The organism is Sphingomonas sp. T1, from assembly GCF_902506585.1.
Taxonomy (GTDB): Bacteria; Pseudomonadota; Alphaproteobacteria; order Sphingomonadales; family Sphingomonadaceae; genus Sphingomonas; species Sphingomonas aerolata.
On record NZ_LR733875.1, the window covers coordinates 129818 to 156809 of the forward strand.

The window sequence follows — 26992 nt, forward strand, 5'->3', positions numbered from 1 at the left end:
TCGTCGTTCGCTCGTACCGCGCGCCCGTATCCGCGCTTGCAGGTGATTGAGATAGCGCGGCTATGGGACGAAATGATGGCGCGGCGCGCGCGACGGGCACGGCGCTGGCGGTCGGCGGCCGGGGGCGCTACAGGACGGCATGGCGTTTACCCCCCGCGCGCTCGGCGCTCCCGTCTTCCTGTCGCTCGTGCTGTGCCTGGCGATCCCTGCCATCGGCCAATCGGGGACGCGGCCCGCGTCTCGCGCCAAGCCGCCCGCGGCGGCACCTGCTGCACCCGTCCAGCCGCAGACCGTGGCGATGCCCGGCGAGGCGCCGACCCTGCCCGGGCTGCCCGGCATCGACACGACCGCGTGGCTGTACAAGGGCAGCGATCTCACCCGCGACCCCGAGTGGAAGTTCGGCACGCTGCCCAACGGGCTGCGGTTCGCGGTGCGCAAGAACGGCGTCCCGCCGGGCCAGGTGTCGGTGCGCGTCCGCGTCGATGCCGGCTCGCTGAACGAGAGCGACGCCGAGCGCGGCTATGCGCATTTCATCGAGCATCTGTCGTTCCGCGGCTCGAAATACGTCCCCGACGGCGAGGCCAAGCGCGTCTGGCAGCGGTTCGGCGCGACGTTCGGGTCGGATACCAACGCGCAGACCACGCCCGTTTCGACGACGTACAAGCTCGACCTGCCCTCGGCGAGCGAGGCGGGGCTCGACGACAGCCTGAAGATCTTGTCGGGGATGATGGAGCAGCCGGTGCTGACCGACGCGACGGTCACCGCCGAGCGCCCGGTGGTGCTCGCCGAACAGCGCGAGCAGCCAGGACCCCAGGTGCGGATCGGCGATGCGATCCGGTCGACCTTCTTCGCCGGCCAGCCGCTCGCGGACCGGTCGCCGATCGGCAGCATCAAGACGCTCGAGGCGGCGACCGGCGCGAGCATTAAGGCGTTCCACGATCGCTGGTACCGGCCCGAGAACACCGTCGTCATCATTTCGGGCGACATGGACCCGGCGCTGTTCGGACGGCTGATCGTCAAGAACTTCGCGGACTGGAAGCCGGTCGGCGCGTTCACCGCGGCGCCCGATTTCGGCAAGCCCGATCCCGCCGCCCCCGCCGCACAGGCGATCGCCGAACCGTCGCTGCCCGCGGTCGTCACGCTCGGCGTGGTCCGGCCCTGGGTGTACAAGGACGACACCGCGATCATGAACCAGACGCGGCTGGTCGACGTGCTGGCGACGCGGCTGATCAGCCGGCGGCTCGAGACGCGCGCGCGCGCCGGCGGCAGCTATCTCCAGGCGGGGGTGTCGATCGACGACGTGTCGCGGTCGGCGAACCTGACCAGCGTCAACATCGTGCCGATCGGGACCGACTGGGAAGCGGCGCTGAAGGACGTGCGCGCGGTGATCGCCGATGCGCAGACCAACGCGCCGAGCCAGGCCGAGGTCGACCGCGAATATGCCGATTTCGACACGATCATGCGCACCCAGGTCGAGACCGCGCGGGTCGAGGCGGGCGCGCGTCAGGCCGACGACATGGTCGGTGCGCTTGACATCCGCGAGACCGTCGCGGGACCGGAGACATCGTACAAGATCCTGCAGGACGCCAAGGCGAAGGGCATGTTCACCCCCGCCACGCTGCTCGCGGCGTCGAAGCGGATCTTCGAGGGGACCGCGACGCGCGCGCTGGTCAACACGATCACGCCCGATCCCGCCGCTGTGGCCAAGCTCGAGACCGCGCTGAAGGCGGACGTCTCGGGTCTTGCGGGGCTGCGTCGCCAGCAGAATGCGGTGACGTTCGCCGCGCTGCCGCCGCTCGGCAAGCCCGGCGTCGTGGCGTCGCGCGAAAAGATCGCCGCGTTCGACATGGAGCAGGTGACCTATGCCAATGGCACCCGCCTGCTGCTGTTCCCCAATACGGGCGAGACCGGCCGCGTCTATGTTCGCGTCCGGTTCGGGCGCGGTTACAGCGCGATCCCGGCGAACAAGCCGAGCCCGGCCTGGGCGGGCGACCTCGCCCTGGTCGCGGGCGGGATCGGCAAGCTCGACCAGGGCGATCTCGATCAGCTGACCGCCGGGCGTCGCATTGGCCTCGACTTCGGGATCGATGACGACGCGTTCACGCTGGGCGCGCTGACCTCGCCTGCGGATTATGCCGACCAGCTGACGCTGATGGCCGCCAAGCTCGCCTTCCCGGCATGGGACGCAGCCCCGGTCGCGCGCGCGCGGGTCGCGGCGCTGGCGGCGTTTGCGGGCTATGAATCGTCGCCCGACGGCGTGCTGTCGCGCGATCTGGAGAAGCTGTTGCGCGCGGGCGATCCGCGCTGGGGCACGCCGTCGCGCGAATCGGTCGAGGCGCTCAACGCCAAGGACTTCCGCAAGTTCTGGGAGCCGCTGCTCAAGACCGGGCCGATCGAGGTGTCGGTGTTCGGCGACGTGAAGAGCGAGGAGGCGATCGCCGCGGTCGCCAAGAGCTTCGGTGCGATCGCCCCGCGCTCCGCGTCGACCGCGGTGGCGGCGCCGGTGCGCTTCCCCGCGCATGTCGCGACCCCGGTGATGCGCACGCATACCGGCCCGCAGAACCAGGCGGCGGCGGTCATCGCCTGGCCGACCGGGGGCGGGATCGAGGCGATCACCGAGAGCCGTCGCCTCGACGTGCTCGCGCAGGTGTTCGCCGACCGGCTGTTCGAGCGGCTCCGCCAGGCGGCGGGCGCGAGCTACAGCCCGAACGTGCAGAGCCAGTGGCCGACCGGGATGAACAGCGGCGGTCGCCTCGTCGCGATCGGCCAGGTCGCGCCGGAAAAGGTCGCGTTCTTCTTCGAGACCGCGCGCAAGATCGCCGCCGAGCTCGTCTCGACGCCGATCGCGGATGACGAGCTGCAGCGGATCAAGCGGCCGATGGGGCAGTATATCATGCGCGCCTCGACCGGGAACCAGTTCTGGATGCAGCAGCTCGGCGGGGCGACCTATGATCCGCGGCGGATCGACGCGACCAAGCGGATCGCCGAGGATCTGGTGTCGACGACGCCGGCCGACCTGCAGGCGGTCGCGGCGAAATATCTGCGCCCCGACCGCGACTGGACGATGGCGGTGGTGCCTGCTGCGGCGCCCAAGCCGGTGGCGAAATAAGCGGACCGGGAGGGCGCGTGCCGGTCGGTGCGCGCCCTTCGCCGAAGAAAATATCCTCGCGCAACGTCGGGCGGCGGGGATCGATCCGCACCACCGGATCGATCGTCATGCCGCGGGCGTTTGGACCTGATTCATACCCGGGAGTGTATTGATGAAGAAGACGTGGTTAGCGCTGGCGGTTGCCGGCGGATTGGGCGTGTCCGCCTGTTCGGGCGCGCCGTCGACCGATGCGGTCGATAACAATGCGATGAGCACTGCGGGCGTATCGCTGCGCAATCTGGGCGAAACCGAGGTCGCAGCGCCCGCGCCGCCCGCGCTGACGGTCAAGGGTGACCTGATCCCGACCCCGTCGGACACCGCCTCGCGCTATTTCCTGCTGCGCGAGCGCCGGGCGATCGGCGGCACGGTGATCGCGATCATCCGCCAGGAGCATGCCGGCCGCGTCGCCTATGCCCGCACCGAAGTCGATTGCGAGCGTCGCCTGTTCCATGTCCTGGGCGTCGCGCCGCGCCGTTCGCTGGTCGAGACGAGCATCGCCTATGACGGTCCGTTGCGGCCGATCGCCGGGCTGCCGCTGCGCGAGGAGCTGGCGACCTATGTCTGCAAGCGCAGCAACCTTCCGCTGGGCGCAGCCTGAGGGGGCGGGGGGTCCGATGCGGCCCCCCGTTCGTCAGCCCTTGAGGTAGAGCGCGTCGAGCCGGTCGCCATAGGCCTGGCGGATGACGTGACGGCGGATCTTGAGGCTCGGCGTCAGCTGTTCGTTCTCGATCGTGAACGGCCCGTCCGCCAGCACGAAGCGGCGGACGCGTTCGGTGACGGTCAGGTCCTTGTTCACGCGCTCGATCGCGTGACCCAGCGCGGTGCGGAACTCGCTGTTCTCGGCCAGCCGGCTGAAATTGCACGCATCGCCGTTCGACGCGCACCATTGCTGCGTCCATTCGGGATCGGGGACGATCAGCGCGACCATATAGGGGCGCTTGTCGCCGGCGATCATCGCCTGGACGATCTCGGGCTGGAGCGTCAGCATCCCCTCGATCTTCTGCGGGGCGACATTGTCGCCCTTGTCGTTGATGATCAGATCCTTCTTGCGGTCGGTGATGCGGATGCGACCCTGCGCGTCGATCTCGCCGACGTCGCCGGTGTGCAGCCAGCCGTCCTTCAGGACCTTCGCGGTCTCGGCGTCGTTGCGCCAATAGCCGTGCATGACGAGCTCGCCGCGGACCAGGATCTCGCCATCCTCGGCGATCCGTACCTCGGTATCCTTGAGCGGCGGGCCGACCGAATCCATCCGCACGCCCGCCTTGGGGCGGTTGCACGAGATGACGGGCGCGGCCTCGGTCTGGCCATAGCCCTGGAGGAAGGTGAGGCCGATCGATTCGAAGAACAGCCCGACCTCCGGGTTGAGCGGCGCGCCGCCCGAGATCATCGCCTTCAGCCGGCCGCCGAACTTCTTGGCGATCTTGGGCTTGAACAAGGTCGCGACGGCGGCCTGCGCCGGCCGGTCGATCAGGCGGAGCTTGCCCGCATAGCGCCTGGCGCCGATGTCGAGCGCGCGGGCGAGCAGATAGGCCGACGCGCCGCCCTGTTTCTCGATCGTCTTCGAGATGCGCGTGCGCAGCACCTCGAACAGGCGGGGGACGACGAACATGATCGTCGGGCGCGTTTCCTCGATATTGGCGGCGAGCTTTTCGAGGCCTTCGGCGTAATAGATCTGGCCGCCCAAAGAGATCGGGAAATGCTGGCCGCCGGTATGTTCATAGGCGTGGCTCAAGGGGAGGAACGACAGGAAGACCTCGTCGTCCCAACCGAAATCCTCCGAGATGACGGCGGCGCAGCCCGCGCAATTGTGCAGGATCGCGCCGTGATGCTGCATCACGCCGCGCGGCGCGCCGCCGGTGCCCGAGGTGTAGATGATGCAGGCGAGATCGTCGCGGGTGAAGGTCGCGCGCGCGGCCGCGGTCTCTGGCGTGGTCGGGTGCGCGGCGATCAGTGCGTGCCAGTTGTGGAAATCGATCGCGGCGGGGACTCGCATGTCCTCGAGCCCGATCACGATCTGCGCCTGGTTCGAGCGCAGGACGGCGGGGAGCACCGTCTTCGCCAGCTTGGCGGTCGAGACGATGATCGCGCAGGCGCCCGCATTCTCGATGATGTGCAGGTGATCGCGTTCGGTGTTGGTGACATAGGTCGGCACCGTCGCGCAGCCCGCCGCCATGATCGCGAGGTCGCTGAGGCACCATTCGGGGCGATTCTCGCTGACCAGCATCACCCGGTCGCCGCGTTTGAGCCCGATCGCGGTGAGCGCGGTGGCGAGGCTCGCCACCTGTCGCGCGGCGTCCGCCCAGCTGGTCGCCACCCAGGCGCCGCTCTGCTTGGTCCAGAGGAACGGCGAGTCGCCCCTCTCCGCGGCGCGCGCGAAGAACATGGTGACGAGGTTGGGAAAGGGTTCGAGCTGGCGGGGCATGGTCTCTCCTGGGGCGCTCTTGCGAGCTGTATCCCCTCGCGGGGCCGCTCGGTCTTTGGTGCGGTATAGTCTGCTAAGAGTCCGTCGTAATTCCCGCGGAGGCGGGAACCCATATTGGCTGACCGGCCTGTGGGATCACCGACGTCAACGCCTATGGATCCCCGCCTGCGCGGGGATGACGACAAAGGGGCGGGGCATGTTATTCCGGCGCGCGTTGCAGCGCACCGACGCGCTGGATCTGCGTCACGGTGCCGTCCTGCGCGATTCCGACGCCTTCGCTGCGCGGGTCCGCTGCGCCGACCCAGCGGCCGTTCACCCGCTCGACCGCGTTCGCCTTCAGCCCGAGCGCGGTGACCTGCACCGTCTCGCCGAGCGCCTGAAGCGCGGGGATCATAGCCTCGCGTTCGGTGCCCTTCTCGACCGCGGCGACATGGCCGGGCGCATAGATCAGGCCGAGCGCGATCGAATCCTGTGCGGACAGTTTCCAGTCGACCACGCCGATGATCGCCTTCGCGACCTGCGCGATGATCGTCGAGCCGCCTGCCGCACCGACCGCGAGCCGGACCTTGCCGTCGGGGCCGTAGACGATCGTCGGCGACATCGAGCTGCGCGGGCGCTTGCCGCCCTCGACGCGGTTGGCGACGAGATAGCCGTTCTTTTCGGGGACGGTGTCGAAGTCGGTGAGCTGGTTGTTGAGCACGGTGCCGTCGACGGTCAGCCCCGAGCCGAAATAGCCCTCGACCGTAGTCGTCACCTCGACGACGTTGCCGCGCGCATCGGCGACCGCGAGGTCGGTGGTGCCGGGGACTTCGCTGACCGGGGCGGATTGCCGGGCCGGGGCGCCGGGGGGCGAGCCGGCGCTGACGCTGGCCATCGTCGTGGTCGGCTGGATCAGCGCCGAGCGTGAGGCGAGATAGGCGGGGTCGAGCATGCCCTTGACCGGCACCGACACGAAATCGGGATCGCCGACATAGAGGTCGCGGTCGGCATAGGCGAGCCGCGAGCTCTCGGCGAACAGGTGCCACGCCTGTGGACTGTCCTTGCCGAGCTTGGCCATGTCGAAGCGTTCGAGCTGTTTCAGGATCATCAGCACGGTGATGCCCCCCGACGAGGGCGGGCCCATGCCGCAGATGCGATGGACGCGGTAGGTGACGCAGACCGGCGCGCGGGTCTTCGCGTCATAGCTGGCGAGATCGCCGGTCGTCATCTTCGACGGGTTGCGCGCGGCGGTGTTGACCGTGGTGACGATCTTCTGCGCCTCGGGACCGACATAGAAGCTGTCGGCGCCGCGCGCGGCGATCCGCTGGAGGAGGGCGGCCTGGGCGGGGTTCCTGATCATCGCGCCGATCGCGACGGGCGATCCGTCGGGGGCGGAGAAGAGCGTGCGCGTTTCAGGCGTGATGTGGCCGCCATACGCCTTCATCCCGTTAACGAGCCGCGGCGACGCCTTGAAGCCATTCGTCGCGAGCCGGATCGCGGGGTCGAACAGCCGCGCCCAGGGGAGCCGGCCCGAGGCGCGGTGCGCGAGCGCCATGCCGCGCAGCGCGCCGGGGACGCCGACGCTGCGACCGCCGGGGACCGCGTCGCGGTGGCTGAGCGGGGTGCCGTCGGCGGCGTAGAACCAGCGTGGATCGGCGGCGGCGGGGGCCTTTTCGCGCGCGTCGATCGTGCTGAGCCCGCCATTCGCCGCATGGCTGACCCAGAAGCTGCCGCCGCCGATCCCCGAGCTTTGCGGCTCGACGACGTTGAGCGCGAGCATCGTCGCGATCGCCGCATCGGTCGCGCTGCCGCCCGCGCGCAGGATCTCGACCCCCGCGGCGGCGGCGCGGGGGTCGGCGGCGCTGACCATGCCCTGATCCTTCGCCGGGGCGGGAGTGGGGGCGGTCCGGCGAAGGATCAGGGCATGGTTATCAAAACCCATTCACAATCTCATCTACCCACGTCCCTAACCGGACCGTCGCGGGGTGGAGCAGCCCGGTAGCTCGTCAGGCTCATAACCTGAAGGTCACAGGTTCAAATCCTGTCCCCGCAACCATCTTGATTTGCAACACCTCCGAGGGAATACCCGCGGAGGCTTTTTGCGTTTATGCTCCAGCACAGAGCGAAAGCATCGAGACGAGTTCGCCGCGTAGCTCGATCGCGAGATCGTCGCTTTCCGGCGTCAGCACCACCGCCTCGATGAGCGCGCGCAACCGGTCGAACGCCTGCGCCTTCAGCGCGTTGTCCTCGAAGGCCGCGGTGGGCTGTTCGACCTTCTCGCGGTACACGCGGCCCAGGTCCGGGGTAAGCAGCCCAGGCTCTGGGGAAACCGTCTCAATGGTCTCCTGTTCCGCAAGTTCCAGTTCGGCGAGCAGGGCCTTGCGCCGCTCGGTCCAGATCTTCATCTCGTCGACGAACACCGTCGCGTCCACGCCTTTGAGGATAGCCGCCTTGGCGTACCCGAGCTGGTGATCGAGATTGGCCAGTTCGGCTTCCCGCTCGGGGCGGGCGCTGACCGTTTCAGCTGTCAGGCGCCGGGTCTCTGCCTCATATTCCAGAGGAACGCTGCGACGACGTCGTCACGCAGCATCTCCTCGCCAGGCCCGCCAGCACGCGTGCGTCGAGTTCGTCCTGCCGGATCGTCAGCCGGTTGTCGCACCAGGTGGGGCCCTTCTTCTCGGCACCCTGGCAGCTGATCTGCTGCCGTCATCCCACAATCCTGCCTCCCATCGCTACATCTGATCGCATCCAAACGCCCCGTGGTCACAACTGCGTGCACGGCGTTTGACCGCCGGCCGGAGCAGCCAAGCATGGTCGACTCCAGAAACTCCTAGCGATTGCAGCTTAGAACGCGCCACTAAGCAAAGCGATCGACCAGAAAACCCCGATGGTTAGTCTACCCTACCGAGCAAAGGTGAACGGGCGGGCCGGCGAGGGCTTGTGCCTGAAAGAGCGTCGATCATTGCACGACAAGGGCTCGGCTGCCCGGATCGCTCCGCCTGCGCGGCGTCGCCTTGCGGATCAGCGGCTTGCACGCTTCGAGTATGGCGAGCAGTCCGATGCCCATGCCGAGCGCCAGCGTCATATCGCTCCAGGCGATCAAGCCGAACTTCAGCAGCATCTGCGCACGGGGCAGAAACAGGATCAGACCGGTTACGCAGACAATCGCTGCGACGACATAGCGGAGCGCTGCATTGTGGCGGACCAGCGCATCGAGCATCGAAGCGCTGAACGACCGGTTCACCAGGATCAGCGCGAGGATTTCGGCGATCAGCGCAAAGAAAATTAACGCGCGAAGCTCGCGCTCCGGCATCCCGGCCGCTTGCTCGATTATAAACACTGCCGCCAGCATGGCGAAGGCAAGCCCGCCCTGGAACACGCTCCAGACAATCATCGGCATGGAGAACAGCGCCTCGGACGGCGCGCGTGGCGGGCGGCGCATGATGTCTTCCTCGTCCCGCTCGGCCTCGAACACGAGGGTGCAGACCGGATCGATCACCATTTCGAGCAGGGCGACATGGATCGGCCCGAACAGGATCGGCATGCCGAAGAACAGCGGCAGCAGCGCAAGCCCGGCGATCGGCACGTGCACCGCAAAGATGAACGCCATCGCCTTGCGGATGTTGTCGTAGATCCGTCGGCCCAGCCGCACCGATTGGACGATCGCGCCGAAGTCGTCATCGATCAGTATGATCGCGGCGGCTTCGCGCGCGACGTCCGTCCCGCGTTTGCCCATCGCCACACCGATATGCGCGGCCTTGAGAGAGGGCGCGTCGTTGACGCCGTCACCCGTCATCGCGACGATCTCGCCCGCGGCCCTGAACGCGTCGACGATGCGCAGCTTCTGCTCGGGCATTATCCGCGCGAACACCGTCACAGCTGGCAGTTGTGCCGCGAGCTGGGCATCGTCGAGCGTCGTGAGGTCCGCACCGGTTAGGACCTCGCCCTCGGCGATTCCCGCCTGCCGTGCGATCGAGCGCGCGGTCGCCGCATAATCGCCGGTGATCATCACGACACGAATTCCTGCGCGACGACACTCGGCGATCGCGCCTGGAACACTGGCGCGGATCGGATCGGCCAGGCCGACCAGCCCGACCAGTTGATAGCGATAGCCGTGCTGCGTTTGCGCCCAGTCGCGATCCGGCGGTGCCGCGCTCGCGACGGCGAGGACGCGAATGCCGCGCACCGCCATGGCGTCGACCGCGGCGGTCATCGCTGCATGTTGATCCGGGGCAAGCGCGCACAGGCTGGCGATCGCCTCGGGCGCGCCCTTGGCCGCGATGCGCAGCGCGTCGCCGTCGTCCCACACGTTCGACATCGCCAGCAATTCGGGACGCAGCGCATAGGTGTGGACGAGCGTCCCGGTGGATGGCGACCGCGCCACGACCGCGGACCACGCGTCGTGCAGCGCGATTTCCATCGGGTCGCTCGGCGCAATCGCACTGGCGCGCGCGGCGGTGGCGAGCAGCGCGTGATAGCCAGGCGTCACCGGCCTATTCCCCGCGAGCACGAGCGTCGCGGAAGAGGGCAACCAAAGCTCGCCGACCGACATGCGGTTTTCAGTCAGCGTGCCCGTCTTGTCGGTGCACAGGATCGTGGCCGATCCCAGCGTCTCGATCGCGGCCGCGCGGCGGGTGAACACGCCGACCTTGCCGATCCGCCACGCTCCCATCGCCAGAAACACCGTCAGGACGACGGGAAACTCCTCCGGCAACATCGCCATGCCGATCGCGATCCCGGCCAGCAGCGCCTCGATCCAGCCGCCGCGCAGTAGCCCGAACAACGCAACGACCAGCAGCGCGACAGCGCCGCCGCCGATCCCGCACCAGGTCACGATCCGGGTCGTCTCGCGGCGCAAACGCGGTACCTCGGTCTCCAGCCTCGCCAGCGACTGGCCGATCCGTCCCACCTCGGTGCGCGGCCCGGTCGCGAGAACGCGTGCAAGCCCATTGCCGCGCGTGACGAGCGAGCCCGAATAGACGAAGGGCTGGCCTTCGCCACCGGGGCGGCGGGGCTCCGCGGCGGCGGCATCCGCGGCCGGGAGCTTGCCCACGGGCAGCGATTCGCCGGTGAGGAGCGACTCGTCGGTCTGGAGATCGTCGGCGTCGAACAGCAGCCCATCGGCGGCGATCCGGTCCCCCTGTTCGAGCACGAGGATATCGCCACACACCACCTCGCGCACGGCGATGTGCTGCCGCGTACCATCGCGGACGACCTGCGTACGCGGTGCGGAGAGATCGCGCAGTGCATCCAGCACATGCTCGGTGCGGCTTTCCTGGACCACCGTCACAACGATCGAAAACGTCGCGAAGGCGAGCAGGATCAGCGCTTCGGTAAGATCGCCGAGCAGCATATAGGCGACACCGCCGGCGAGCAGCAGCGCCAGCATCGGCTCGCGCAGCACGTCCAGCGCGAGCCGCAACACCGAATGGCGGTCGGCGCGCGGCAATTCATTGGGGCCGTCGCGTAAAAGCCGATCGGCGGCGACCGCGCTGGACAGTCCGCTGCGATCGGCGTTGACGGACAGCGTGGCCGTGCCGGGCATTCAGTGCGCCATGAGAACGGGCAAACGCGGATCGTCGATCAGACTGCGCGTGACGCCGCCGAGCACGATCTCGCGCATCCGTGAATGCGCAAAGCCGCCGACAACGAGAAGGTCGGCACCGCGATTGAGCGCGAAGCTGGTCAGCCCGTCCTGCGCTTTCCCGCTCCGGTCGAGCGCATGCCCCTCGACGCCGAAACCGTGGCGGTGCAGCAACGCGACGACCGGTTCGAGCGCGGTTTCCGGCTGATCGGCCAGACCGTGTTTAATCGCAACGACATCAATCCGCGCACCGGGCGCGGCGAGCCGGACGAGATTCTGCAAGGCGCGCATCGCAGTCGGCCCGGGCTTCCAGCCGAGCACGGCGTGACCGACGTTGCGGATCGAGCGGCCCGGCGGCAGCAGCAACAAGGGCGTGCCCGAGGCCATTAATACGGTCTCGATTGTCCGGCGGCGGAGCCAATCGATCGACCAGGACTCGTGCGGACCGATCATGACGAGATCCGCGAGAGGCGCGCTGGCGCGGACGTCGCCCGGGATCCACCCGACATCGTCGCATTGCGACACGATCTCCCCCTGACTGTTGGGCGGCAGGAGCGCGCGCAGGCTGCTGGCATGGTCGCGGACCAGTTGCCGAAGTTCGCTGGACAATGTGTACACCGTGCCGAACGGGGCAAGATTAGGCGACAGCATGGGTGCCGCGGTCAGGACATCGAAGATCATATGCGCCTGCCGCTGGTCGGCTAAGCCAAGGACCGCGTCGATAAAGCTGCTACCGCGGACGGGGCCCTCCACGATTGCGAGAATTGTCTTGATCATGGCCACCTCGTTGGATCGGGCCAGTTTAGGTCAAGGATCATGGGCTAGATTTACGTAGTTTACGCAAAGGCAAGCCGCGACGCGTTGCGATCTTCTCGGCCAGTCACGCCTCCCGCGCTTCAGCGTAGGGTCGATCTCATGGGAAAAGAGCAGTCGGAGCGTGTTGGCCAGTCTACCGGACGAAGTAAGCGAGCATTGACCGATATGCGTACCAACGACCTGGATACCAATTTTTCGAAAGGCATCTAAGGCACCAGGTGCCTAGAACCACAGACGGGTCACTCCCAAGCGGCTTGTAAAAGTCTGGCTTCCGCAGGGGTCTGTACAAGTCTGACGATACCCTGAGGCTCCGATCGACGCGCTGAGCGCGACGCTGGCATAGTCGAATATGCGCGATCATCGATGCGTGATGACGACCAAGGCCTGCGACCGGCCGATCGCTGCGGCGAGGCATTGACCAAGACGCTGCGGATCCAACGACGCGAAGCTCTCGTCGAGAATCGTGAGCGATGCACGCTGCAGCAACGCACGCGCGAGGAAGATGCGGCTCCGCTCGCCATGCGACAACTGCCAGCCGGTCTCGCCCACCTGCTGCTCGATCCCGCCTGGCATCCGCGACAGCAGATCCCCCAGACCAAGCTCCTCGCATAACTCTGTCGCATCGGCGAGATCGGCGGACGTGGGCGGCCAGCGGCGCGCCATCAGCAGGTTGAAGGCGAGCGATCCTGACAGGATGTGGTTGTCGTGAAACTGCGGCGCGGCGGCGGCCAGACGGTGCCAAGCGTCGCCCCGCGTCGCCTTGTCGAGCCCGTCGAGCAGCAGCAGCCCCGATGTTGGCGTCTCCAGTCCGGTCAGCAATGCTGCCAGCGTGGACTTTCCGCCGCCCGATGCGCCGTCGAGCAGGATCTTCTCACCGTGCCTGATCGTCAGGTTGGCGCGATCGACGACTCGGCGATCGGCACCGGGATAGCGAAACATAAGTCCCTCGGCCTCGATCACCGGCCGCTCCTCGTCCGCAATCCCGTCGGTTCGCCGGGTCACGGTGACCGCCCCGCCGCGCGCCGCGGCAAAAAGATCGCGCACCCGCGACCAAGCGATCGCGGCGCGTGCAAGTCCAGCCGAACCGCCGGCGATCCCGCCGAAAGCGCGCTGGCCGAGAAGCAGCCCGCCCAGACTTATCGCCAGCGTCACGGGCGACGGCACCGGCTGTCCCGCGAAGGCCGGGACGAGGGCGGCGATGCCCGCCAGCAGCCAGATCGATGGCAGCGCGGTGACGCCGACGATGCTCGCGCCATCCATCGCCGCCGATGTCGTGAGATAGCGCTGCACCACCGCGTCGTCCTGCGCGTCCCGGCGCGCAGCGCGGTCCTGGGCCAACCGGGTCCGATGTCCGACCATCGCCTCGATAAGCGCGTTGGTCATGTCCAGACGTTCCCCCGACCACTGACGCATCCGCACGAAATACCGCCAGCCAAGCAACCCGGTCAGCACGACCCAGCCGACCAGCAGGGTCAGATGCGCGGCCGGCGCTGCGCCATGGGCGAGAACCCATGCGGTGAAGACGAGTTCGATCCCCGCGAGCAGCACCCCGATACCGCCGTTGAAGGTGAGCGCTTCGAGCGCCTGGGCCTCGATCACGCGACCGATCATCTGGCCGACACCGCTGCGCTTGATCGCGTCGGGTCGCAACGCGAGCGCGCCGGCGAGCAGCCGCGCCTTCATGATCCGTCCGAGGTCGACCGCAAGGCTCGCCTCGCACCACGCGCTCGCGGTCTGCGCAACGACGGCGGTGAGCAGGATCACCATCCAGCCGAGCAGCCAGCCGGAATCAACCTTGCCCGCCAGAACGCCTTCACCGATCACCCGCCACCCTGCGATCTCCAGCACGTAGAGTGCGACGAACGCCGCAACGATCAGCGCGAGCGTGCGCAGGCTGCCGTCCAGCCGCATCTGCCGCCAGACCGGTGCGGAGGCCGGCGCACGGAGCAGGCTGATCCCGCCGATCCGTTCGGCCTGCAGCCGTTCGTGGAGCAGCGCGGCCGCGGCGCGCGGACGACGGCGTGGCTGGATCATCGCGCGATCGAGCAGCTCATCGACCGCCGCCCGGTGTTCTGCGGCGACCGGCTCGACGAGGCGATCGCGCAGCGTCGCGATCGGTACGCGGCGACGGTGCGCCTGCCGATCGAGCAGCAGCACGCCGCCGCGTCGCCGGCCGGCGAGCGCAAAGAAACCCGGGCCTTCCGCCGTGTCATCCAGCAGGATCGCGGGCCCGCCGCTTGCCAGCACGGCGTCGATCGCGGAGGCCGGTGTCTCGACGTCGACCGCCTCGACTTCCAGCCGCGCCGCCGCCCATTCGGTCCACCTTGGCACGTCCTCAAGCGCGAAGGCGGCGGGGACGACCAGCGGATCGGTCGGCGGGTCGCGGATCAGCCCGGCATCCAGCGCCAGCGCCTCGATCGCTTCGCCGAGCCGGGCAAGCGGCCACCAATTGGGGGCGAGATCGGTCATCGTGCGCGCTCCACGACCAGGCCATCGACCATTGTCAGTTGCCGCCACGCCGTGCCCTTGCGCAGCGCATCCTGCACCGCGGTTTCCGCGTCGAGCAGGTCGCGGTAGCGCGACGGGGCCGCGGCCAACACCGCCGGCGCGCCGTCCTCGATCAGCCGCCCGTCCTCGATCACGAGGACCCGATCGAACGCCTGCGTTTCCGCGAGATCATGGGTGACGCACAGCAGCGTCGTCTCGGCCCACCACACGCGTGCTTCGGCGAGCAGCGTCTCGCGCTGACCACGATCGAGCCCGCGAAATGGCTCGTCGAGCAGCACCAGCCTGGGATCGGCGACCATCAGCGCTCGCCCCAACCGGACGCGCTGTCCCTCGCCGCCCGACAGCAGTCCGCCGCCTTCGCCGAGCATCGTCTGCAGTCCTTCGGGCAGCGCGCGGGCGATCCCGCGCAGCCGCGCCGCCGCCATCACGGGCCCGACCTGACCGATCGCGTCGTCGGTCGCCGCGTAGAGCAGGTTATCGAGCAGCGAGCGGTTCCACAGCTGGATCGCCGGATCGACCCAGGCCGTCGTCGCGCGCAACGCCACCGCGCAGAGCGGTGCCCCATCGACGGTAACCGTTCCTGCCGCGGGCAGATGCCAGCCGAGCAGGACTCCCAGCACCGTCGACTTGCCCGCCCCCGAGGTGCCGACGATCGCGACATGCTCGCCTGGCGCGATGCGGACGCTGAGCCCGGTCAGAATCGGATGCCCGCCCGCGACGACATCGACCGCGTCGAACGCGATCGCGGCAGGACCCTCGCCGGTTGGCACTGGGCCGGCGATCGGCTCTTCCCGGGCATCGAGCGGCTCAACGAGGCGGAGCAGGACGTTGCGCTGGCCCGGGTAACTTTGCGCGAGCCCGGCAAGCCGCGATCCCAGGCCCGGAAGCTTCAGCGCCCAGAACACCAGCAGCAGGTCCGCACCGCCGACACCGCGCCCGCGCGACAGATGGCTCACGACCAGCGCCGCCGCCGCCATAGTGCCGATCAAAGCCTGTGCGCCGTCCGCCGTCACTGCGGTGCGCGCGAGCCTGCGCATCGCATGCGCCCATTCGACCAGCAGACCCTCGTGCTGGCGCGCCACCGCGCGCTGCGCGCCGTGCGCGCGGATCGGAGCGAGGCCGAGGATCGCGTCGAGATAGAAGCCATGGAGCGCGCCTGCGTGATTGCGGACACGCAGGTCGCGTTCGTTGAGCGCCGGCTGGATCGCGAGCGGCATCGCGATCGTCAGCAGCGCGACGCCAATTGCGGCAAGGCCGCTGTCCGGGGCGATCAGCGCAATCGCAAGCGCGGTCAGGGCAAGTTCGAACACGGTCTCGACGAAGCGCAGACCGATGCCGGGAACACTGCGGATCCCGTGAATATTGTGGCTCCGGTCCGCCATGTCGCTGATCGGGCGGCTTTGGAAATAGCGATCGGCCAGCCGCGGCAGCTTTGCGAGTAGCGCTATCCGCAGCCGAACTTCCAGCGCCCGTCCCATCCGCAGCGCCGCCGATCCCGTCGCCAGTTCGATCGTGAGCAGCACCGCGATGAACACGAGTAGCGCGATTCCAGCGGTCAGCCGGTCCAGCCCCCTCGGCAGCCGCTGCGCGACGTCGATCAGTCCGCGGAACAGCAGCGCCTCGAGCATCAGCGCGCCCGCCGCGAGCGCAGTGGCGAACATCAGTGCTACCGGCGCGACCAGGCCGTCGGCCCGCAGCATCGCAACCAGGGTCCTGAGCGGCGTGGCGGGCGGCTCGGCGAGCGCGGCGGCGAGTTCGGGCGGAAGATCGGCGGCGGGCGCGGCGGCGGTATGCCTGCCTGCGATGGTCACCAGCACCGCCCCGCGCACCACCGCGTCGTCCCCGGCGGGGACCGCGCTCCAATAAGCTTCGGGGATCGCAGTGAACGGATCGGCCGCAGCACGATCGGCGAGCGCCGCGATCAGTCGTGCGGCATCCGATCCGGGCGGCAGCGCGCACGCGTCGACCAGCGCCGTAACCAGCCGTATCGCTGCATCGATCGCGGCGGCGTGCTGCCAGTCCGCAGCAGTGACGGTAGCGAGCAGCCGATCCGCCGGTCCGACCGCGACGCCGATCGCGGCAAGGCGTTCGCGCCACGCCGTCGCTGCCTCCGCCGAGCGTGCCCATCCGTGCCAGGCCGCCGCGGGGACGCGCGTGCCATGCCGGTAGATCGCGGCGCGGAACGTCGCCTCGCGCAGCCAGCGTCGTCCGATTGCCGGGTCCATCACCTGCACCCAGCCGCGAACGCGCCGCCACAGCACGACGAAATGCGTCGCCTCATCGGCATGGCGAACCACGACGATCGCGGGCAGCGTTGTGCTGGCGAGCATCACATGGTCGGCGGGAACCAGCACCTGCTCCGCCGCCAGGCCGAGATGGTTGGCGACGGCTTCGATAGTGTCGATCGACGTGCCGTCGACGCTGGTCTGGCACGCCTCGCGCAGCCGCCCGTAGCTGACAGGGATACCATGCCCCTCGAGCAGGCACTTGAGTGCCGCCGGGCCGCAATCCATGCTCGATGTCTGGACGACTTCGGGGGCGAGCCATCGCCGCGGACTGCTCATCGCAGCGCCCCGCCTGCGGTCCGCATCAGCAACCGCGCGGGCGAGACATGCTCGACCGCGACCTCGACCGACCCTGCAAGCCCGTGCGCCAGCGCGACGCCGCGGATGGCGCCGCGTGCCGCGGACAGCTCGACCCGCATCCGGCCGTCGCGCAGCTCGCCGGCGACACGCTCGACCCGTGCCGGCACGACGCCATATTCGGTCCAGGGATACCCCGCGAGACGAAGCGTGGCGCGCTGTCCCGGACGGATCCGGCCCAGTCCGTTGGCCGGATCGAACGCCGCGACAACGATCAGGTCGCCGGCCGGGAGGATCGTCGCGAGCCGCTGACCTGCCACGACGATCGCGCCTGGCGCGACCGCCTGGACATCCGCGACGATCCCCGACACCGGCGCGCGAACCACGCGACCGGCAATCTCGATACGCAGTTGCGTGGCCAGCGCCGCGGTCGATGCCTGGTCGTCGGCCAGGGCGAGGCGCATGCGTTCGAGCTCCTCGCGGTGCGCGCTGTTCCGGCCGCTGCGGGACTGTGCTTCGGTTGCGATGCGGCGTGCGTCCTCGGCGAGCGCATCGCGCGCAACAGCGGCACGGCGCGCATCGGCGCGGGCGCGGATGGCGTCGGCCTGCGACACGCCACCCGCCTCGCTATCCTCGACGTGACGTCGCGCGATATCCGCGGCGAGACGCGAAGCTGCATCGGCTTCGGTCGCGCGCGCGCGCGCCGCACGTGTTGCCGCCGCTGCGCTCGATCGATCCGCGCTGTCCGCATTTCCGAGCAGCGCCATCTCACGGTCGAGCGACGCCAGACGTCGCGGATAGTCGCGCATTCGCCGCTCCGCCTCTGCGAGCCGGAGCCGCTGGGGTTCGGCATCGAGCGAGACCAGCACGTCCCCGGCCGTCACGCGGCGCCCGATCGAGAGCCGCGTCGCGATCATCCGCCCCGATTGCGCGGGCGACACGGCTCGCGGGGCAGTGCCGACCTCGAGCCGCGCACTGGTCGACACCTCGTACAGCGTCACCGACGCCAGCGTGAACCACAGCAGCCAGACCGCGAGCAGGGCTGTTGCGACGGCAAGCGCGAGCAGTGCGAGGCGCGGCGTCTCGCGAGCCAGCGCGTTATGCGTCCGGGCGAATGGTGTGGCCATGCCGCGATCACTGCCCCGCCGGAGCGAGGGTGGATGGCGACGAAGACGTCGTCCGCCATCCACCGCCGAGCGCGCGGACAAGGCCTACGGTGGCGATCGCGCGCGCATGATGAAGCCGGACCAGCCGGGTTTGCGCGCCAAGATCCGCGCGTGCCGTGTCGAGCGACTCGAGCAGGCTGATCGAGCCGCGGCCGAGGCGTCGGGCAGCCAGCTGTTCGCCGCGAAGGCTCGCATCTGCCGCTTCGCGCGCCACCGCTTCCTCCGCCGCAAGCAGGCCCGTGGCGGCGAGCTGGTCCTCCACGTCGCGAAACGCGCGCAGGATAGTGTCGCGCTGCTGCGCCTGGGCCAGCTCCTCCTCGGCCGCCGCCCTGCGAACGCGCGCGGCGGTACGGCCACCGTCGAAGATCGGCAGCGAAAGGATCAGGTTGAAGCCGAACGTCTGCGCGGTCTGGGACAGGAGCTCGCCGAGCGTCGGCGAGGCCTGCCCGCCATTGCCCGTGAGCGCAAAGCCCGGAAACCATGCGGTCTTCGCGGCCCGATGCCGCAACCGCGCCGCCTCCACCGCATCCGCAACCGCCGCGACGTCCGGCCGTCGCAGCAGCATCTCGCTCGGCAGTCCGGCCGGGATCGTGGGAACCGTGAGAAGTCCCGGCGCGGCGCGACGGTCGGGGATTGCTGCGGCACCGACCAGCAGTGCCAGCGCATGCCGGGTCAGTGCGCGGTCGCGGTCGCGCGCGAGCAGGTCGGCGCGCAGCATGGCAAGTTCCACCTGTCGCCGATTGACATCGCGCGCCGCGGCATTGCCGCGCGCGGCCTGCGCCACAACGATCGCCAGCGCCCGCGCCGCCCGGTCGATCGCGCTGGCCAGGACGTCGCGCTCGCCATCGAGCGCGCGCAACGCGAAATAGGTCTGCGCGATCTCCGCCTGCACCGCGAGCCGCGCACCGGCCAACGTCGCCTCTGCGGCGCGCGCATCCAGCCGCGCCGCGCGCGCGGCCTTGCTAACGCCGCCAAATAGGTCGGGCTCCCACGCCGCGCGGAGGCCAAGCTCGAACAGACGGCCGTTTTCGCCGCTGGCGGTGGCAAGATTGCCTGACTGGTCGGCGACGCCGGCGATCGCGGCAACCCGCGGCAGACGTTCGGCTGATATCGTGCGGACGGCGGCCCGTGCGATCGAAAGCCGCGCCGCGATGATCGCGATGTCCGCGTTATCGATATTGCCCCGCGCGACGAGCGCGTCGAGCTCTGGCGAGCCGAAGATCGTCCACCAGTCCGTGCGCCAGGGCAGCGGGCTCGCGACGCGCTGCGCCTCCGCATAGGTCGGGGGCACGTCCGCTGCGTCAGCGGCCGCCGCGATGCCGAGCACGCTGGCGACGAGAAGGGGGATTGCGGGCCGGACGCGGAGATGGCCGGAACAAGTCCGGCCATCTCGTCTGGAAACGATCATCTGAGATCGCAACCGCAGCGGGTCAGGCGTGCGGCTTGGGATCGTCCCTGCCACGACCGCGACGGATGTGGCCGGCGGGATCATCGGCGCCGCGTTTGCCGGCGTGCAGATCGGTCTGGATCTTCATGCTTCTTCTCCTGATATGCCGCGCAGCAAGACTCCGCGGCGGGTTTCGGTGGGTCGGATCCTGTCGAAAATGGGCGTTCTTGCGTCGCTCGAAGGTTTTTCCGACCGCATCCCATCACCGCTGCAGGCGGTGACATGCGTTAGTGTCGCGCGCGCGAAAAACGGTTCAAACCATTGGAACTTTTTTAGAAACTGCGTCTCGCACCGAGGATGAGGCCGCTCTGCCAGCGTCCGCTGTCATGGTTTGGGCCATTGCCTGCCCATTGCACGGTGATGGCGAGCCTATCGAACCGGCGCGCGACACCCAGTCGCCAGTCGAGCTCGATGAACCGCGGCCTGCCGGGATCGCGCGGTGGCGTCAGGACCCCGCCATGGCCCGCCAAGGACCAGGGGCCGTGCTCGACCAGTGTCGCGTTGACGTCGACATAGGCCGCGTCGCCGCCGTGGCCGTCATAATCGGGCGTCAGGTAGAGATGCGACTGCACGCGCCGCCCGATCAGTCCGACATAGGCTTCGGTCAAACGGCGTGCATAATCGCCGGTAAAGAACCGGCTATAGACCCGATTGGTGATGCCGATATCGAAGGTCAGCGCGCCGTTGAGACGTCTGGCGTAACCGACATACTGTACCGAACGGTGCGGCCGGACAACGCTGTCTCGCGTCGCAACGACCGTCGCCGAAATACCGGCATAAAGCCCACGGACATCGTCATAGGCCAGCGTGGCGGTGCCGATCGGTCGGTCGCCGCTGACCGTCTGTCCGCGAAAGCGGTCATCCGATGCGACGGAAATCTCGAACCCGGTTTGCGCCATCGCAGGCACGGGGACGAGGCCGATCGAGCATATTGCAAGACCGTGCAGACCGCGCGCGTGCCGCCGCCTAATTCGGCACGGAACAGCGCGCGCTGCCGGATCGCGCCAAATGTTGGAGCGTGTCGCACGCATCAATGACGCCGCCGCCGCTGCGCGCGGACACGAAAGACTGGCCCGTCTTGCCGGGGCGCAATTCCTGCATGAGCGCCATCAGCCCGCTGACATGTGCTGCCGCATAGGAATTTCCACTGACCAGATACCATCGACCGCCCGGCTCCGTGGTCGGCACGTCCCGCCCGGGGGCAATGTAAACCCCGGTTCGCGTTCCCGCCACTCCATCGTCTGCGACCGCGACAACGCCGGGCAGCGCCGCCGGGAAGCCCGAGCCCGTCTCCGGATCGACCGCCGCGACGAACGCGACGCCGCGCGCGATGCCGACCTGGACGAGCCGGGCGAGCAGCTGATCGAACGGCCCTGTCAGGCTGAGATTGACGACGCGCGCCTTGCGCTCGATCGCGAAGGTCAGCGCCTTGGCGAGGCTCAGCGTGTCGCAGATCGTTCCTGCGGTGCCGCCGGGTTGCCAGCATGCGCGCAGCCCCATGAGGCGCGCACCAGGCGCAATACCCGCGATTCCGATCGCGTTGTTCGCCCGCGCGCCGATGATCCCTGCGACGCCGGTCCCGTGGGTTTCCGCCCCCACGGTCGCGGCATCGGCGACAAAATCACGATTGATCATCAATTGCCCGCGGAGATCGGGGTGGCCGGCATCGATCCCGCTGTCGATGATCGCCACCGTGATGCCGTTGCCGGTCGCCATCCGGTGGAGCGCCGAGAGCTGCCAGCCGCGCGTCGCGGGCTGGGCACGGAACAGGCGATCATTGTAAAAGGCCGGCGCCTGGCCCTGCGTCGCGTAGCGGTGGAGCGGCTGTGACCAGGCGACGCCTGACAGGTGCGAAATCCGCTCGGCGGTTCCCTCGAGTGATCGGCCTTCGGGGACGATCATCACCATGCAGTCGATCCCAAGGATCGGCATCGGCCAGCCGGTCTCCAGCCGCAACCCTTCCTTGCGCGCGATCCGCGCCGCCAGTCGGCGTCGCGCCTGTGCGCTCGTCGGATCGCCGTAGCCGCCGCCATAGTCGGTGCCCGGGCGATAGTGCTCCGGGGCAAGCCTGAGCATCACCAGGATGCGGCGATCCACCATCGCATCGGGGCTCGCCGATGGTGCGGCCGTCGCGCCTGCCGGGCGTTGCGCGGTCGCCATCGACGGGATGGCCGTGATCGCGAGCGCGATGAGCAGAAGCGCGCGACTCATTTCGCGGGCGCCTGTTCGATCGGTTCCGCCATCGTCACGTCCGCGTCGCGCCGCAGCCGTGCAAGCGCCGCGTTGCCCGGTACGGCGAGGACATAGGCGCCGGACGCGGTCGGCCCGTCGACCAGTCTCGCGCCGCTTGCTTGGAGCGCCCCACGGAACGCCGCCTCGCTCGTCTCGGGCCGAAACATCGCCAGCACATTGCCGCTGCGTGCTGCACCCGCGTCGCCCAGCACATGATACGCGCCCGGCCGCGCATCGTATCGCTGTGTCAGCGTCTGCGCGCCGAGCGCCAGCACGGCGACGAATTGCGCTGCGACCACCCAGCGTAGCGTCCGGGGGCGCATGACGGCGCGACGTACCGCGCGCAACGGATCGCGTGTGCGGCGTCGCGGCACGTCCGTCGCGACCGACACGCTGCTCGTCGCGTCGAGCCGCGCCGCCATCGCCGCCCAGCTATCGCCGGTTTCCCCCGTATCCCGCGCGACCGCATCCGCCAGATGCCGCTCCTGCACCAGATCCGCGCGGCACGCACCGCACTCGGCGAGATGCTCGGCGACGAACGCGGTCTCCAAGGCATCCAGCTGCCCGGTGACGTACCAGGGCAGCAGCAGGTGCACCTCGGCATGCCGGTCGGTGGGGAAGGGAAGGATTTGGGTCATCGTCCTGTTCTAGAGCCAGTCCGACAGATCGCCGGGAAGGCTTTGCTTGAGGTGGCGGCGGGCGTGAAACATCCGCGTCTTCACGGTATCGACGGGGCAATCCATGATTTCGGCAATCTCGCGGTAGCTGAAGTCCTGGTAATAGGTCAGGTTGACGACGGCACGGTGCGACACGGACAAACCGTCGATGGCTTCGGCCAGCGCCAGCTTCACGCGGACCGCCCGGCTGTTCTCCTCGGGTGTCGCCGCGTCGCTGGCGAGTGCTTCCGAGCGGTCGTCATCGACCGGCTCGTCCAGCTTGCGTAGCGCCGCAAGGCCCTGGCGATAGGCAATTCCGAACATCCACGTCGACAGCCGGCTCTCGCCATTAAAGCCTCCGATCCGGTTCCACACGACCATCATGGTATCGTTCCGCACCTCCTCCACGAGATGCGGGCGGCGTAACAAATTGAGGAGGAAGCGTGACAATCGGGCGTCCCACGCGCGATAGAGCATCTCGAACGCCCGCCGATCGCGCGCACGGATGCGATCGATCAGCGCGGCCTCGCCGATACCGTGCCCGTCCTTGGCGCGCGGCGCCGCAGACCCGACCCCTGTCACTCCGGTCCTCCTGTTCGCCCCTTAGTGTCTGCCCGGCCGGAAATGGTTCAATCGCAACTTCGCATGGCGATACGATCAAGTCCTGGATGAGCGGTCCTCAGCGTTCACACGGGCCGATGCCTCGTTCACCTTGCCAGCAATCAGCGCGAGACGATAAGCCAATTCCGCTCACTCTCGCGAGCATGAACACGCGGCAGAAACGTTGCTCTTCGTGCCGGATCAGGACGGTCCGCGTCCGACCAGAAAGCGGCCGGTTGGCCCCTTACCCGACCGCCTGAACGAACGTCCACTTGCGACGATAGTCTCTCAAAAGCGACCGCCCGCTTACCACCGAGGCTGCGTAGAAACGTCTTGTTAGGCTATGCTTGCCGGCGTCATCTGGAGACGTCGGATGGGTCGTTTCATCGAGGGGTGTGACCGCCGGGAGCAGCTTTTTCTACCGACCTGCGTGGACGATTACGTTGCGGAAGACAGCACCGTGCGCATTGTCGATGTGTTCGTCGACGAACTGGATCTGGCGACGCTGGGGTTTGCCGGCGCCGCTGCGACGGGTCGGCCAGGCTATCATCCTGCGACGTTGCTCAAGCTTTACGTCTACGGCTATCTGAATCAGGTTCAGTCGAGCCGACGCCTGGAGCGCGAGGCGGGCCGCAACGTCGAGCTGATGTGGCTGACGGGCAAGCTCGCACCGGATATCAAGACCATCGCCGACTTTCGACGCGAACAAGGGCTGCGAACCAGGCGGCTTGTCGCCGGTTCGTGCTGTTGTGTCGGCAGCTCGGCCTCATCGCGCGCGGCACGGTCGCGGTGGACGGGAGCCGCTTTCGCGCGGTGAATGCGCGCGACCGTAACTTCACGCCGCTCACGATCCGGCCCCGGATGGATCAGGTCGACGCAAGCATCCAGCGCTACCTCGGCATCCTCGACACCGCGGGAAAGCGTCGCGGCTGTCCCCGTTTTTAGGAAAATGCGACGAGGTCGGATCTGCTCCCCAAAATCATGCCATTGGGAAATTTGCTCGTCAGATGGAGACGAGTGATGCGGCGAGGCCGATTTGCCGGGGATTGGATCATTGGCGTGCTGCGCGAGTATGAGGCCGGCGTGAAGACCGCCGAGTTGTGCCGGAAGCACGGGATTAGTGATGCGACGTTCTACAATTGGAAGGCGAAACACGGCGGGATGACCGTGTCGGACGCGGCGCGGTTGCGGGCGCTCGAGGACAAGAACCGTCGGCTGAAGGATCTGCTGGAAATAAACTGATCCGGTCTGCGAAGCGCTACGCTGCAGTGGAGGAGCTGATGGCTGACCACGGTTTCTCCGAGGGGCGTGCCTGCGGGCTTATCGGGGTCAATCGGTCGGCATGGCATTATGAGCCGCTTCGCGGGCAGGACGATGCTGCCCGCGTCCGGATGCGCGAGATCGCGAACGAGCGTCGTTGGTTCGGCTACCGGCGGCTGGCGACCCCGCTCAGGCGCGAGAGGAGAGGCATGAACCTGAAGAAGGTGTATCGGTTGTATCGCGACGAGCAGGTGACGGTGCGCAAGCGTAGCGGCCTCGAGCGCGCGCTTGGGACGCGACCGCCGGTCGCCTTCATCCCCCGGCACGAGCGATAGCGCATTCTCGTGCGATCCGCTTCGACGACAGCATACGCCCGCCGCTCGCTCATCCCCAGCACCGTCCGGAGATGCGCGACTGCTTGCTGCTTGACTGCAGGTGTCATCGCTTTTTTGACAACAGGTCTTTCAGACCTGCGTTGTTCAGCATCTGTCACACAGAGTTAAGATGCGCGCCGTAGCGGCCGCCTATGACAAATCGAACGTTAAGACTCTGGTCGCGGAGCATGGTCGCACGACTGATGGTACCCGTCGCCATCATGCTGGGGCTGGTGTGCCTGCTGGGCCTGATCGGGCACGGTACCAGAGAGCGTGTTCAGACGGCGCGCGATGCGGCGAACGCCGGCCAGACCGTTCGGATCAACCTGATCGAGGTGCGGTCGATCAGTCGCTCGTTGCAGCGTGACGCGCTGAACCTGCTGCTCGATCGCGATCCTCGCGCACTTGCGATCATCCATGGGAAATTCGCGAAACGGTCAATCCAGATGCGGACGCAGCTTGCCCAGCTGGTGAAAAACCCCATCGCGGGGCTGAGCGCACGGAGCCCATATATTGCCAGTCAGATCATCGTATTACGTCAGTTGGCGATCATGGCTGACAACGCCACGAGGAATCGCCAAGATCGGGCTTGGACCGTCTTTCGCGATGACGTCCGTCCCAACGAGCGGATGGCATCCAAGATCGCTGATACCCTCATCGCGTCTCAGGAAGTCGAGGTCGAGCGTCTGTTCCGCACCGCCCATGATATGGAAAGGCAAGAAGTCGCGATCAGTGTCGCGGCAGGCATCATCCTGTTCGCACTGTCCGCATACGGCACGGTGGTGATCGTCCAACGGACCATTGTCCGCCCGTTGCTGGACATCGAACATACATTGGCGGTGATCGCCGGAGGGAATGCAGAAGGTCGTACGCCGCACGCAGAACGAACCGATGAGATCGGTCGGATGTCACGCGCGATCGAAGTCTTTCGGGCCTCGGTCGTGGAGCGCGGACGGTTGGAAGCCGATAATGGCCGGCAGCGGTTGGCAGAGGTTCAGCGCGAACGTCAAATCGAAGATGCGCGGCGCACGGCACAGACAGCCGAGGCGGAACGTGACCGCATCGTCCGACAGGCCGCAACCACGTTGGAAGGCGAGATAGCGAACGTGCTTGCCGAGCTTCGCGGAGCAGCCGGACAATTGTCCACGACATCGGGCGAACTCGAGGATCATTCGACCGACGCGACCCGCGAGCTTGGTAGTGTCGGCGTAGCCGTCAGGCGAGCGATCGACGGAGCAACGGATATTGCCGCGGCAACGAACCAGTTTATGGGCGCGATAAGTCAGTCCAGCCAGAGTACACGTCTGTCTGCCGATCTCAGCGCAGAGGCTGCGGACTGCGCGGCACGGCTCGCACAGGATATGACGGACGTCCAGAATGACGCCCGCGCAATTGGTGCAATCGTCGGAGTCATCAGGACCATTGCTGCACGAACCAAGCTCCTCGCGTTGAACGCCGCCATGGAGGCGGCCCGTGTCGGCGAGGCCGGAAAGGGGTTTGCGGTCGTTGCCGACGCCGTGAAATCTCTGGCCGCGCAGACCGCGGACGCTACGGGCGAAATTGCCGAGCAGATAGCTGGTATGCAACGCGGCACCGCGGCAGCCTATGCTGGTCTGCTACATATCCGCGCAATGGTCGAGGACATGGCTCGTGGTACCGATGATCTCGCGTCGAGCATTGGCGAACAGGCGCAGAGCGGCCAGGCCATCAGCCGGAACGTGGATGGAACCGCGACAGACCTGGATCTGATCGGGCGTCTGGTGACGCATGTATCCGTCGCGACGCAAAGCACGACGGGGATGGCAGCCAAGGTCCGCATGGAGTCACGGTTGGTCGAAAACGGTGCATCGTCAATCGACGCCGCCCTGTTGCGCTTCTTCGAGACGCTGCACGCAACTTGAGGCTACGCGTCGTCGATCCGGAGCATCGCACGGGCGCGGTTCAGCGTAGACCGCTGCCCTCCAACGCGAGGACCGCGGCCCGCATTGCCACGATGCGATCGGCAGCTGTGGGCGAAAGCTCGCCCCAAGAGAATGCCGAACGGTCACGCGCGCCTTCGCGCCACATCCGCGCAGCGACATTGTCCAGGTCCGCTGAGGTCGGGGACCGGCCCGTCGACATGCAATCGACTATTTGATGGGGAACGAGCGAGGTAGCGCTGGACATCGGGAATACCCTCTACTGCAAGCACTTTCCCTAGCTGCGTTTGATGGCACCA

At 67.8% G+C, this 26992-nt stretch carries 18 protein-coding genes, 1 tRNA gene and 2 pseudogenes; 7 read left to right on the top strand and 14 right to left on the bottom strand.

Going from position 1 to position 26992, the window contains the following annotated elements:
• Nucleotides 1-139: 139 nt before the first annotated feature.
• Nucleotides 140-3109, top strand: a complete 2970-nt coding sequence (locus GV027_RS00620; RefSeq protein WP_159510614.1) for a M16 family metallopeptidase — start codon at nt 140-142, stop codon at nt 3107-3109.
• Nucleotides 3110-3260: 151 nt separating this feature from the next.
• Nucleotides 3261-3746, top strand: coding sequence for a hypothetical protein (locus tag GV027_RS00625; protein WP_037531841.1), 486 nt, complete (start codon nt 3261-3263; stop codon nt 3744-3746).
• A gap of 33 nt (nt 3747-3779) precedes the next feature.
• On the opposite strand, the gene GV027_RS00630 is transcribed toward GV027_RS00625, so the two are convergent.
• Both GV027_RS00630 and ggt read right to left on the bottom strand, forming a co-directional pair.
• Entirely contained in the window at nt 3780-5570 is a 1791-nt protein-coding gene (locus tag GV027_RS00630; protein ID WP_159510615.1) for an AMP-dependent synthetase/ligase, read from the bottom strand.
• A 199-nt stretch (nt 5571-5769) separates the two neighbouring features.
• The gene (gene ggt / locus GV027_RS00635) at nt 5770-7491 is read right to left on the bottom strand and encodes a gamma-glutamyltransferase family protein (RefSeq protein ID WP_443029515.1); all 1722 of its coding nucleotides are present in this window, start codon (nt 7489-7491) and stop codon (nt 5770-5772) included.
• Between the two features lie 37 nt (nt 7492-7528).
• Here ggt and GV027_RS00640 point away from each other — a divergent pair.
• A tRNA-Met gene (locus tag GV027_RS00640) sits at nt 7529-7605 on the top strand.
• A gap of 49 nt (nt 7606-7654) precedes the next feature.
• Here the strand turns inward: GV027_RS00640 and GV027_RS00645 are convergent.
• The 11 genes from GV027_RS00645 to GV027_RS00695 all read right to left on the bottom strand — a co-directional run bounded on the left by GV027_RS00645 (nt 7655) and on the right by GV027_RS00695 (nt 23122).
• Nucleotides 7655-7969, bottom strand: a complete 315-nt coding sequence (locus tag GV027_RS00645; RefSeq protein WP_236558979.1) for a hypothetical protein — start codon at nt 7967-7969, stop codon at nt 7655-7657.
• A 539-nt stretch (nt 7970-8508) separates the two neighbouring features.
• Complete coding sequence (locus GV027_RS00650; RefSeq protein WP_159510617.1) at nt 8509-11094, bottom strand: cation-translocating P-type ATPase; 2586 nt, start codon at nt 11092-11094, stop codon at nt 8509-8511.
• Nucleotides 11095-11910 carry a universal stress protein gene (locus GV027_RS00655; RefSeq protein ID WP_159510618.1) on the bottom strand — a complete coding sequence of 272 codons (816 nt, stop codon included), beginning with the start codon at nt 11908-11910 and terminating at the stop codon, nt 11095-11097. It lies immediately after the preceding gene.
• 396 nt (nt 11911-12306) lie between these two features.
• Complete coding sequence (locus tag GV027_RS00660; protein WP_159510619.1) at nt 12307-14418, bottom strand: ATP-binding cassette domain-containing protein; 2112 nt, start codon at nt 14416-14418, stop codon at nt 12307-12309.
• Nucleotides 14415-17021, bottom strand: a complete 2607-nt coding sequence (locus GV027_RS00665; protein ID WP_159510620.1) for a cysteine peptidase family C39 domain-containing protein — start codon at nt 17019-17021, stop codon at nt 14415-14417. The genes GV027_RS00660 and GV027_RS00665 overlap by 4 nt, the downstream gene beginning before the upstream one ends.
• A complete protein-coding gene (locus GV027_RS00670; RefSeq protein WP_159510621.1) occupies nt 17018-18166 on the bottom strand; it encodes an HlyD family secretion protein in 1149 nt (382 codons plus the stop codon). Before GV027_RS00670 ends, GV027_RS00665 begins: the two co-directional genes overlap by 4 nt.
• Nucleotides 18167-18173: 7 nt before the next feature.
• Nucleotides 18174-19613, bottom strand: coding sequence for an efflux transporter outer membrane subunit (locus tag GV027_RS00675; RefSeq protein WP_159510622.1), 1440 nt, complete (start codon nt 19611-19613; stop codon nt 18174-18176).
• A gap of 311 nt (nt 19614-19924) precedes the next feature.
• Nucleotides 19925-20551 carry a TorF family putative porin gene (locus tag GV027_RS00680; protein ID WP_236558980.1) on the bottom strand — a complete coding sequence of 209 codons (627 nt, stop codon included), beginning with the start codon at nt 20549-20551 and terminating at the stop codon, nt 19925-19927.
• Nucleotides 20552-20618: 67 nt separating this feature from the next.
• A complete protein-coding gene (locus GV027_RS00685) occupies nt 20619-21863 on the bottom strand; it encodes a S8 family peptidase (protein ID WP_159510624.1) in 1245 nt (414 codons plus the stop codon).
• The gene (locus tag GV027_RS00690) at nt 21860-22522 is read right to left on the bottom strand and encodes a zf-HC2 domain-containing protein (protein ID WP_159510625.1); all 663 of its coding nucleotides are present in this window, start codon (nt 22520-22522) and stop codon (nt 21860-21862) included. The genes GV027_RS00685 and GV027_RS00690 overlap by 4 nt, the downstream gene beginning before the upstream one ends.
• Nucleotides 22523-22531: 9 nt before the next feature.
• Entirely contained in the window at nt 22532-23122 is a 591-nt protein-coding gene (locus GV027_RS00695) for an RNA polymerase sigma factor (RefSeq protein WP_236558981.1), read from the bottom strand.
• 391 nt (nt 23123-23513) lie between these two features.
• Here GV027_RS00695 and GV027_RS00700 point away from each other — a divergent pair.
• The 3 genes and pseudogenes from GV027_RS00700 to GV027_RS21640 form a co-directional block, all read left to right on the top strand.
• Nucleotides 23514-24064: pseudogene (locus GV027_RS00700) on the top strand (transposase); the annotation flags it as partial.
• Nucleotides 24065-24160: 96 nt separating this feature from the next.
• Nucleotides 24161-24382: a transposase gene (locus GV027_RS00705; RefSeq protein WP_159510626.1), complete on the top strand. Its 222-nt coding sequence runs from the start codon at nt 24161-24163 to the stop codon at nt 24380-24382.
• A gap of 38 nt (nt 24383-24420) precedes the next feature.
• Nucleotides 24421-24735, top strand: a complete 315-nt coding sequence (locus tag GV027_RS21640) for an IS3 family transposase (protein WP_159510627.1) — start codon at nt 24421-24423, stop codon at nt 24733-24735.
• On the opposite strand, the pseudogene GV027_RS21340 reads toward GV027_RS21640, so the two are convergent.
• Nucleotides 24717-24886, bottom strand: a pseudogene (locus GV027_RS21340) (IS3 family transposase); the annotation flags it as partial. The gene GV027_RS21640 and the pseudogene GV027_RS21340 sit on opposite strands and share 19 nt — an antisense overlap.
• A gap of 91 nt (nt 24887-24977) precedes the next feature.
• Between GV027_RS21340 and GV027_RS00715 the strand changes: the two are divergent.
• A complete protein-coding gene (locus GV027_RS00715; RefSeq protein ID WP_159510628.1) occupies nt 24978-26675 on the top strand; it encodes a methyl-accepting chemotaxis protein in 1698 nt (565 codons plus the stop codon).
• Nucleotides 26676-26992: the final 317 nt, after the last annotated feature.